The organism is Silvanigrella sp. (assembly GCF_044369315.1).
Taxonomy (GTDB): Bacteria; Bdellovibrionota_B; Oligoflexia; order Silvanigrellales; family Silvanigrellaceae; genus Silvanigrella.
Map to the genome: position 1 here is coordinate 17,961 of NZ_JBIPMD010000017.1, position 9,745 is coordinate 27,705.

A 9,745-nucleotide genomic window follows, 5' to 3' on the forward strand; every position below is an offset into this window, starting at 1 on the left:
AAATGGACTGGTTAATTACAATTTATCTATTTTATTTCACTATTATAAAGAATTAATAGAAAAAAATGAAAAATTAAGCAAATAAATAGGATTTGATTATAATACTATCCAAAAAGATAATAAATTAAAATATTTGTATCAAAAAGATCTTGATGAAATTAAACATTTGTATTTTAAGACATTAAATTATTCTAGATATTTGAAAGCTTTAAAAACTCCATTAAGTCTTCAAATAGGGTCAGCTCGTTTAGGCTTGTTAAAGTCATTAGATTTTTTATTTAAGTCAGATTCAGCTTTATTTCAATTTGTTAAAAATAACATTAAAATTGATGATAAAAGTATTTATCACTATATAGAAGTAATTAAAGATACTTTAAATAAAAAATACAAAAAGAAATTAAGTGATGAAGAAGTAAATTTTTATTTAAGTTTAATATTTAAAGTTTTAATTTCAAGTTATTCATCAAAAAATGAAACAGACACATTTAATAAAAAATTAGAATCTCAATTAAGTTCAGATATCAATATTAAAAAATTTGGTAATGATGCTTCAAAATGGATGAAAAAAATTAATTCAAATTCATTATTTTTAGATAGAAACTATGGATATACTAAAAATCTTTTTACCGGAAATGATTTTGATAAAGATTTAACTTTAAATAGTCTAAATAACTCATCACAAAATAATTTAATGAGTGTTAAAGGATTATCTCAGACGTCTTATGTTACATTAGGTGGTACTTTAATATATGATATTGTTCTAGGTCTTTGCTATTTTAAAACCGACGGAATTCCTTCAGGAAAAAAGGAAAATTTTAATGAGTGGCTTAAGATTCTTTTTGGAATCTCATTTATGGCTCAAAACGCTATGGGTTTTGCTAATGGAATTTCTGTTTGCTCCACAGGCGTTGCATTAGATCAACTTTCAAGTCATTTAAATGGAATTTCAACATCTTTAAATAGTTCTTTAATAAATCGCTTATTTCCTTCTGATCCCATTTCTTTATTTGTTCAAGATATCGGATATTTTGCCGTTACTAACGTTATAGGGCATGCTGAAAAAAAATGTGGCAAAGTATAATTAAAAATTATTACGAATACCGTGAATATGATAAAAATTTAAGAGAAAGAGTAGAAAATTTTGAAAGAGATTCTGCAAAAGAAAAAAAACTATATAGAAATCATCACAGAATAAGTAAAACAGGATTTCTTTCAAGTTTTTTTATGAATTTTTCAACTCCTGGAAGTGGTATTTTACATCCTGAAATTCTTCAGTATGCTAAATATAAATTAATTTCCGATATAAAAATGGATAATCAAATTCTAAAACCAGACAGAAAAATATGGAGACCAGCATACGATTATTCTAAAAAACAAGACAAAGGTGCCACTGAATATATGAGAAATATCTCAAAATCTTATTCAGATGTTTTATGTTCAACAATGAAGGCAACAATTAGCGTAAATTCAGATATTATTAAATTAATTGATTTGATCAGTCGGGTAGAAAATAAAACTAATAAAATTACAACTGATGATATTAATTCTTTTAAAACCTTTAATAATTATTTACATGATCATGGAAATAATGCAACTGCTGATGATGTTATTCGAAGTTTTACTAAATTAATAATGAAAATTTTAGGTGTTTCCACTCAAATTGAATCGTATAATCGCTATTTGGATGATTTTGTAGAAGCTCTTATTAATGAAGTTGATGATACCCTAAAAATTTATTTAGGATATACAATTGAAGATTTAAACGATGTTTCTAATTATGATGTTTTAAAAAATTTAGCTCAATTTGGTGAAATGGAAGAAATTTCAAAATGCGTATTGAATCAAGATCTCAATAGGTTTTAAATAAAAGTAATCAAATAAGTCATTTTCTATTCTGAATCATTTCTAGGAAATACTTTTTTCAAAGATTCATCATGTTCTTGAAGCATTCTGCTTCCTCTTGTTACTGTAGCTATTCCAACTCCTAGTTTCTCAGAGATTTCTCTTTGTGCAATTCCTTTGCAAATCATATCTACAATTAAAATTCTTTGAGATATAGCATCAATTTCTGCGGGGGTTAAAAATACTTTAATAAATTGCTCACATTCAACCATATTTAAGCCTTTTGCATTTACTTCTTCAATAAAATCAAGAATTTCTCTTACTGATTTTTGAGATTTAGTTTGATTCATATCGGGCTTCCTTTAAAAATAAAATGATATGATTGAGCTTTTAGGCTTTACGGATATCGTATTTCCACAGGCTTGATTACTCAAGCCATGTGACGGCCTTTCCAGCGAAAAATGTCCACTATAAATTGCGTCTGAAATTTCTATTTCTGAGTTGTTACTTTTGGAAAAAATAGAAAAATTCATTTTGTTTGCTTTCTTGATTTCAAATTCTAGCGAAGAAATAATAATTCCTCCATGAAAGTAACAAATTCCACCAAAAGGTAATTTTGAAATAAATCTTTCTGCTTCTAAAATATTAGCCATTTCGTGATCTCTTCTTCCACCCAATCCAAAAAATACTTCAATAAAAATTGAACTATTCGAATTATTAGAAAAGATCATATCAAGTAAAACAGAGAAGTCACTAAAGTTTTTATTCTTTTCAAGTAAGATGTCTTTGATATAGAAATCTTGACTCGTTCTATTTTTGTTACTTATAGAATATTTGTCAAGATATTTTTTTGAAGTCTTTGTAAGGCTATCTTGATCACCTGCCCAAATTATATTTTTCACTTTATTCTTTATTTTAATAAAATGTTTTATTCCGCCATCTGCTACATATATCATATCATTATTTATATTCTCAATTTTTGTTGATTTAAATTTATGAGAAATAACTTGTATATTTGAGTCCTTATTTTTACCATTTAATAAAATTACAAACTTTTTAATATTAAGCCTCTGGTTCATGTTCTAAAGATTGTTTTTTAGAATGGTTTGAATGAATGTGATGTGGATTTACGATTTGATGATCGTTTTGATCAACAAGCCAAATATGTCTCATTTTTGCTTCAATTCTTTCAGAATTAAAAATAAGTTCACGTGCTTTTGAATAACCTAACATTAAACCTAAAACAAAACATATAAAAGCAAATACAAATCCTATCGCAAATATTCCAGCAATAATATTTTGAATTGATGTTGCAGAAATAATTTCGGAAAGTCTCCCTTTTTGTGCCTCTTCAATAATTTTGTTTTTGAAAAGAGCTATAGTAAGAGCAATTGATGCAAAAAAAACGATTGGAATTAGAAAAGATAAAAGTGGATAAAAAAAACGCACAAGATTTGCATTTGCTCGTGCTTGTAAAATTCGTCTAGCGTGTTCAGGAAAGTTTCGTTTTAAATAGGATTCAAAACTGGAATCAAATGTTTTTTTTGAAAATACCATAAAAGAATAAAGCCTCGTTATTTTCTAAAAGTTAACTTTTAGTATCTTGTTCATTTGAGACTTTTATTTTTTGCATAACTCCATCCGAAATTTCTCTCCATTCTTTCATTAATTCATACCAGCCTCTTGGAAAGAAAAAACGGAGTTTAGCGAGTCTTAAAAAGCCTGGAAAAAAATTGACACTTTCTTGCACTATAAGACTTAACGCTAAAAACGTTGGAGTCAAGATCAAGAATGCGATCCATATTACGACTTTATTTATATGCGGTAAATAGTTTCCTAAGAAATAAGTGAAAATAGAAGACATCAAAAAAGCCCAAAGAGGAAAAAACCACATTCCATGAGCAATTTTCATTGTTGCTCTTACATCACGGTCCGATGTGCTTTTTTTTGCTAGTCTTTCACAAAATTTTGCGGGTAACACCCAAACAATTGTTCCTAAAGTTTCAATCGGAAAAGAAATAAATAAATAAAACCAACCATGCCTGAAAATAATCCAAAAAAAGTTTCTTTTTTTGTAATTGATATCACCCCAAACTAATTGTGCAGCAGAAACATTAACAGCTTGCATCATACGTCGCATTGTTTGAATTCTTGCCATTAATATTGGATCGGAATCAAAATCAGGACGATGTTTTTCTACAAATATTCGAAATTCTCTTGCTGAATATGCGCTTCTACCATAAGCAAGTTCAAATAAAAATCTCCAGTTTCTTTTTTCATCCCACGTAAAGAAACTAGCAAAACCAGACTCAAGAGATTCTCTTACACCATCCATAATATCTTTTACAGAATATTCACTTGAAGTAATCACAATAGGTTCACAAAAGTGTAAATAAAGCTCACTTCTAAATTCGTCTTTTTCAGAATAATCAATAACCGCTGGTTGAACAACAACAGAAAAATTTGAATCTCTTGCTTTTCCCATTGCCTGTAAAGCCATTCGAGCGAGACCTGTTTTTAATTGAAATATATAAGGTTCATCATGGCTAACTCCTTCAGGAAAAATTAAAATACAATCTCCTTCTAAAAGAGCATCACTCACTTTTTGAAAAGCTTCGCTATTTGATTTTGCGCGCCAATCGGCTTCAAAGTTACCTTGTTCAAGCATTTCTTTTTGTGCTTTTATATCTTTTTTAATATCTTGTAATCTTGTTACAGGAATCGCTCTTGTTAATGCCAAAAACTGTTTCATGACAGGAATATCCCAAAGGGTATGTTTCCCTAATGGGCGTATGGTAACAGGTGCTAAACCCAACATTACAGCGGGATCAACAATACCACTCGAATGGTTTGATGCCCAAATAGCACCACCTCCGGTGTAAGGTGTTCCTGAAATGCATATTCTTTTGAAGAAAATCCGGCAAAGGATAAACGCGACTATTCGCATCATTATTAGATCGCCTCAATAGTTTTGCAGTGTTCTTAAATTGAGTATATTGCCTAATAGGACATTAGAAAATGTCAATTTCACCTAATGGAGCAAGAATGTCATCACAAAATAATGTCAAATGGGTAGGTTCCAAAAATAATATGAATTTAAATAGTCCTTTAAAATTAATCGCCAAGACTAAAGGTAACAATATAAAAAATATCATTATTTCCTTGCATGGTTTTGGTGATAATGCGGCAAATTTTTCATCATTAGCAAATGAAATCAATATTGATGACGTTTTGTGGTTATTTCCTCAAGGACCTAAAAATTATCCAATGGGTGTAGAAGGTGCGCAGTGGTTTCCGTTGTTTAGCGATCCTAAAGAAGAAAGAAGAGTTTCGGAAGATTCTATTTTACAAATTATGTATAATGCTGCAGAGCAATGTAAATTAGAAACAAAAAAAATATTTTTGTTAGGTTTTTCTCAAGGAGCTGCCATGGCGGTAAATTGTGGTTTAAAGAGCAAAGAAAAACTAGCAGGAATTTTATCACTAAGTGGTTTTATGATTCAACCTCATGTTATTAAAAATTCTTATTCTGGAGATCCTATTGATACTCCTTTATTTGTTGCGCATGGGAATCAAGACCAAGTTATTTTTCCAGCAACTTATTTTGATATGCTAGACTCCCTTAAAGACATGGGAGCTAAAAAAATGAGATCAAAAATGTATTCAATGGGGCATAATATTTCGCAAGAAGAAATTCGAGATATTACTAAGTTTATAGAGGAACATCGTTGAATAAAAATAACATCGATATTGAAAAAACAATTGAACTTGAAAAAGCAAGGTTACAGCTTGAAAATCGTGATCAAGGAGGGATGACAGCTTACTTAGTAAGCCTTGAATTACCTGAAGACGATCCAACGGAAATTCAAGAAAGCCTTCAGGAGCTTGGTGCTTTAGTAAGAACTCTTGGTGATGAATGTATTGGTGTTACGGTTCAAAAAAAATCTAAACCTGTTCCTGCTACCTATATTGGTCTCGGAAAAGCAGAAGAAATAAAAAAATCATGCGTTTTATTAAAAATTGATTATGTTACTTTTGATCAAGAGTTATCTCCTACACAGGTTCGAAATCTTGAAAATTTAATTAACAAACCTGTCTTAGATAGAACAAGTATTATTTTACAAATATTTAAAAAAAATGCACGTTCTAAAGAATCTCGTACTCAGGTTGAAATTGCTCATTTAGAGTATATGGCACCTAGGTTGTCGAATGCCTGGATTACATGGGAAAGACAAAGAGGGGGCGGAGGAGTTGGTGGCCGAGTGAAGGGTGCCGGTGAAACTCAAATTGAAATTGATCGTAGACGCATGAAAGATAAACTTGCTTCTTTAAAAAAAGATCTCGAAAAAATACAAAAAGAAAGAGAAACTCAACGAAAAAATAGGCTTGATGAATGGAATGTTGTTTTAGTTGGATATACAAATGCTGGAAAAACAACATTAATGAACGCTTTAACTGAAAGTCATTTGTCAGCAAAAGACTCGCTTTTTGAAACACTGGATTCAAGTGTGCGAAGAATTCGTGGCACAAATAATATGAATATATTAGTCACGGATACTGTTGGGTTTATCAGAAATTTACCTCATGGACTCGTTGCTAGTTTTAGAAGTACTTTAGAAGAAGCATCGAAGGCAGATTTGTTAATTTATATTGTGGATATATCAAATCGATCTTATAAAGATCATATTAAAGTAACAGATGAAGTTCTTTCTCAAGTTGGAGCTTCAGATGTTCCTAAAATAATTGTATTCAATAAAATAGATTCCATTATTGGAGAGCCTCAATTGCCAAGAATTTTGGCAAGAAGTTATCCTAGAAGCATATGTATTTCAAGCCATAAAGAAGAAGATATCCGTCGTTTTAGAGAAACAATTATTCAATTTCTTTCACAAAATATGGTGGAACAAACTTTTCATGTCAATTATGGGGATTCAAAATTACTCTCTTTAATTTATTCTCACACTCGTGTATTAGATGCAAATTGGACTTCTGATGAAGGTATTTTTAAAGTTCGTATGTCCAAGAGTGTTTATCAACGTTATTTTGTTTTAGGAAAAAATGAGGAAGCTCAAGAATGGTAAGTCAAGATGAAGTGATGCAAGTTCCAGAAAATATAAAAAATAAAATTCTTGAATTAAAAGCAATTGAAACAAAACTAGGACATTTGCCTCCTGAAAATTGGAATGTAGGGGAATTATTTTCACGAATAGAAAATAGCAATTATCATCAAAGTATTGCTCAAATGGAAAAACAAACAGAAGTTTTATTCATGGAAATATGTGAAGAATTATTTAAATATAATTTTGAATATTCTGATATTGTAAAAGAAATAAATTCTGTATTATGCTATTTAGGTGGACCAAAATACTGTAATGAAGATGAAGTAATGGAAGCCCTAGGAAAATAAAATGCCAAAGTCTTTGCCCAAGTTCTTTTTTGAAAATCAATCAATAAAAGAAAAAACATACTATAAAATGGGGGGGATTGCGCGTTACTTTGCGGAACCCCAAAATATTTTTCAAATTCAAGAGTCTTTAAATTGGTGTCAAATAAATAAATTACCTTGTTCTGTTTTAGGTTCAGGAAGTAATTCTGTTTATTCAGATGAAGAATTTAATGGATTAGTGATATCACTTGAAAAATTATCAAAATGGTTTTGGGAAACAGACGAATATTTATTTGTAGAAGGTGGTGTGACAAACACAGAAATAGCAGAAATTTGTATGGTAGCAAACCGAGAGGGTGCTTCTTGGATGTTTCGTATGCCAGGGCAAATGGGTGCATCTATTCGCATGAATGCAAGATGTTATGGTGGCGAAGTTTCTCAAATTGTCAAACATGTATTTACAATAGATACACAAGGTATTTTAAAAACCTATGCTGCTGAAGAAGTTTTTCAAGGATACAAATCAACTTTATTAATGACAAAACCTGAAATTGTTATTGGGGCGCGACTTTATTTTCCTAAAATTAAATCATCTGAAAAATTACTCCAACATATGTTAGAGTGCGAAGCAGATAGACATAAAAAAAAGCATTTTTATTTACCAAGTTGTGGATCTACTTTCAAAAATAATTACCAAGTTGGAAAACCAAGTGGACAGGTTTTTGATGAACTTGGGTTAAAAGGAGCTCATGTTGGTGATGCTGAAGTAAGTCAGTTTCATGCTAATTTTGTTTGGAATAAAGGAAATGCTTCAACTACAGATATGCTAACTTTGACTTCTCAAATGAGAGAAAAAGCAAAAAAAATTGCAAATGCGGATTTAGAACTTGAAGTTCAACCTGTAGGATTGTTTTCAAAAAAACTTTTTGATGATTGTGGTATGAAATTCCTTGGCCCCTCTTATGAAGGCCCTCATTCTAAAAAATGGGTGGGTTTATTAAATTTTCCAAATCAACTGGTAACTCAAATATTAAAAGATGATCTTTGTTACCCTATTTGTATTTTTGAATCTCCCTTTTTAGAATATGCTCAAATACCATTTCATGGAGTTCCGTCTATTGGTGTATATATTAAACAATTGACTTCACTAGAAGATGCAAGAAAAAATCCAGAGAAACCTTTTTTAGAATGGAAAACATTTACAACAGAAAATCCAAACAAAGTTTTTCCTATTTCTGTTGAGAAATCAGCAGATAATAATAATAAATTTGTAGATGAATTATGGAAATATAGTGTTAGCGAAATATTTTTTGCTGACATAAAAAATTCAACTCAAAATTACATTGAATTTGAAATGACTCCTCTAGGAGAATGGATTGCAATTGAATTTAATGGAATTAGAAAACGTTCTAAAAGAAATATAAAAATAAAAGAAAGTCTGTGGAAAGGAATTCATATTGAAGATTTGTGTATGAGTTTTCATAATGACACAGAAATGCGTTATGTTTTTGGAATGAAATTTCCTTATTCAATATTAAAAAATATGATGAACTCAAATGAAAATACAATTTTAATTCAATGTGCTTTGAGTTTAGGTCATTCTCGTTACTTTTTATCTCCTTTTTGGAAACATAACGAATATATACAAGATAAAAAAAGCGGAAATGTAATTGAAAATAGAGTAAACCCTGATTTTCACCAGCCTGAGAAATATTGGAAATTAAAATTAATTTAAATCATAATAAATTTTAAAAAATGAGCTAGTCATTATAAAATTTCTTTGACCAATTAAGCCATTTTGCCATTAAAGCCAGATGTGAAATCTTCAATGATAATGTTTGCATTTTTTCTCATTGATTTTGATAACAAATAATTATTATTTAACTTTAATAAATAATTATATTTTGTTGGACCAACAATATCTCTTAATGAATTTCCTAATACATTATCAATTGAAGCGCCTTGAATCGTATAAATTAATTGACTTTGCATAAATTTATTTTTGCTGCAAACGTTGGAACGATTATCTATATTGTTTTGAAAATAGTCCCATATTTTATCGGAATTATCTGAATTTGCCCATAATCCACATATATAATTTGATCTTTCCCAAATTAAATTTGTCGTTGGCTTATATTGTAAAACAATAGCTCGTTTCCCGCTTTGTACAAAATCTCCAAAGTGACTTTCAGGAGAAAATTGTCCAGACGGTGCAGCATAACTTCCTAAATATTTTGTTAATGCCGTTTGAATTTTTAATTTCATATTAGGAGAAAAATTATCCCAATTTTGAACTGCCTGAATGTCAATGATAACGACTTCATTTTTATTAACAGGTTGATCTAAAAAATTCTTTACTTGCTCTAAGATAGATTCGATAGTTAATGAATTTGCAAATACACTATGACAAACTAATAAATTTGTTCCATCAGAGCATTGATCCTCCCCTAAGAAAGTAGACACCCAGATCCGAAAAAAACTTATAGGAAAGAGGTGTTGAAATGGTGTTAACCAAAA

11 protein-coding genes are annotated in these 9,745 nt (G+C 29.8%); 6 read left to right on the plus strand and 5 right to left on the minus strand.

Features of this window, described 5'->3' with window-relative positions; translation table 11 throughout:
- The first annotated feature begins 133 nt into the window (after positions 1-133).
- Both ACIQ56_RS03010 and ACIQ56_RS03015 read left to right on the plus strand, forming a co-directional pair.
- Positions 134-1,081, plus strand: coding sequence for a hypothetical protein (locus tag ACIQ56_RS03010; RefSeq protein ID WP_397599600.1), 948 nt, complete (start codon positions 134-136; stop codon positions 1,079-1,081).
- A complete protein-coding gene (locus ACIQ56_RS03015) occupies positions 1,066-1,863 on the plus strand; it encodes a hypothetical protein (protein ID WP_397599601.1) in 798 nt (265 codons plus the stop codon). The genes ACIQ56_RS03010 and ACIQ56_RS03015 overlap by 16 nt, the downstream gene beginning before the upstream one ends.
- A gap of 26 nt (positions 1,864-1,889) precedes the next feature.
- On the opposite strand, the gene ACIQ56_RS03020 is transcribed toward ACIQ56_RS03015, so the two are convergent.
- Genes ACIQ56_RS03020 through ACIQ56_RS03035 form a run of 4 tightly spaced genes read right to left on the minus strand, consistent with a single transcriptional unit; the run spans position 1,890 to position 4,792 of the window.
- Positions 1,890-2,192, minus strand: coding sequence for a Trp family transcriptional regulator (locus tag ACIQ56_RS03020; RefSeq protein WP_397599602.1), 303 nt, complete (start codon positions 2,190-2,192; stop codon positions 1,890-1,892).
- A gap of 12 nt (positions 2,193-2,204) precedes the next feature.
- Positions 2,205-2,921: a hypothetical protein gene (locus ACIQ56_RS03025; protein WP_397599603.1), complete on the minus strand. Its 717-nt coding sequence runs from the start codon at positions 2,919-2,921 to the stop codon at positions 2,205-2,207.
- A complete protein-coding gene (locus ACIQ56_RS03030; protein WP_397599604.1) occupies positions 2,905-3,399 on the minus strand; it encodes a hypothetical protein in 495 nt (164 codons plus the stop codon). The genes ACIQ56_RS03025 and ACIQ56_RS03030 overlap by 17 nt, the downstream gene beginning before the upstream one ends.
- A gap of 31 nt (positions 3,400-3,430) precedes the next feature.
- Entirely contained in the window at positions 3,431-4,792 is a 1,362-nt protein-coding gene (locus tag ACIQ56_RS03035) for a 1-acyl-sn-glycerol-3-phosphate acyltransferase (protein WP_397599605.1), read from the minus strand.
- A gap of 68 nt (positions 4,793-4,860) precedes the next feature.
- Between ACIQ56_RS03035 and ACIQ56_RS03040 the strand changes: the two genes are divergently transcribed.
- From ACIQ56_RS03040 to murB, 4 genes are read left to right on the plus strand one after another with little or no spacing between them, the layout of a single operon-like run.
- Entirely contained in the window at positions 4,861-5,574 is a 714-nt protein-coding gene (locus ACIQ56_RS03040; RefSeq protein WP_397599606.1) for an alpha/beta hydrolase, read from the plus strand.
- Positions 5,571-6,923, plus strand: a complete 1,353-nt coding sequence (gene hflX / locus ACIQ56_RS03045; RefSeq protein ID WP_397599607.1) for a GTPase HflX — start codon at positions 5,571-5,573, stop codon at positions 6,921-6,923. The genes ACIQ56_RS03040 and hflX overlap by 4 nt, the downstream gene beginning before the upstream one ends.
- Positions 6,917-7,249, plus strand: coding sequence for a hypothetical protein (locus tag ACIQ56_RS03050; RefSeq protein WP_397599608.1), 333 nt, complete (start codon positions 6,917-6,919; stop codon positions 7,247-7,249). The genes hflX and ACIQ56_RS03050 overlap by 7 nt, the downstream gene beginning before the upstream one ends.
- Position 7,250: 1 nt before the next feature.
- Positions 7,251-8,963, plus strand: coding sequence for a UDP-N-acetylmuramate dehydrogenase (murB, locus tag ACIQ56_RS03055; RefSeq protein WP_397599609.1), 1,713 nt, complete (start codon positions 7,251-7,253; stop codon positions 8,961-8,963).
- Between the two features lie 53 nt (positions 8,964-9,016).
- On the opposite strand, the gene ACIQ56_RS03060 is transcribed toward murB, so the two are convergent.
- Positions 9,017-9,745: hypothetical protein (locus ACIQ56_RS03060; protein ID WP_397599610.1), on the minus strand; the 729-nt coding region annotated here is incomplete at its 5' end.

What these genes read in the sequence shown, in the direction of transcription:
- ACIQ56_RS03015 (WP_397599601.1), top strand. Translation starts at nt 1,066, where the DNA reads ATGTGGCAAAGTATAATTAAAAATTATTACGAATACCGTGAATATGAT.
- ACIQ56_RS03020 (WP_397599602.1), bottom strand. Translation starts at nt 2,192, where the DNA reads ATGAATCAAACTAAATCTCAAAAATCAGTAAGAGAAATTCTTGATTTT.
- ACIQ56_RS03025 (WP_397599603.1), bottom strand. Translation starts at nt 2,921, where the DNA reads ATGAACCAGAGGCTTAATATTAAAAAGTTTGTAATTTTATTAAATGGT.
- ACIQ56_RS03030 (WP_397599604.1), bottom strand. Translation starts at nt 3,399, where the DNA reads ATGGTATTTTCAAAAAAAACATTTGATTCCAGTTTTGAATCCTATTTA.
- ACIQ56_RS03035 (WP_397599605.1), bottom strand. Translation starts at nt 4,792, where the DNA reads ATGATGCGAATAGTCGCGTTTATCCTTTGCCGGATTTTCTTCAAAAGA.
- ACIQ56_RS03040 (WP_397599606.1), top strand. Translation starts at nt 4,861, where the DNA reads ATGTCAATTTCACCTAATGGAGCAAGAATGTCATCACAAAATAATGTC.
- ACIQ56_RS03050 (WP_397599608.1), top strand. Translation starts at nt 6,917, where the DNA reads ATGGTAAGTCAAGATGAAGTGATGCAAGTTCCAGAAAATATAAAAAAT.
- murB (WP_397599609.1), top strand. Translation starts at nt 7,251, where the DNA reads ATGCCAAAGTCTTTGCCCAAGTTCTTTTTTGAAAATCAATCAATAAAA.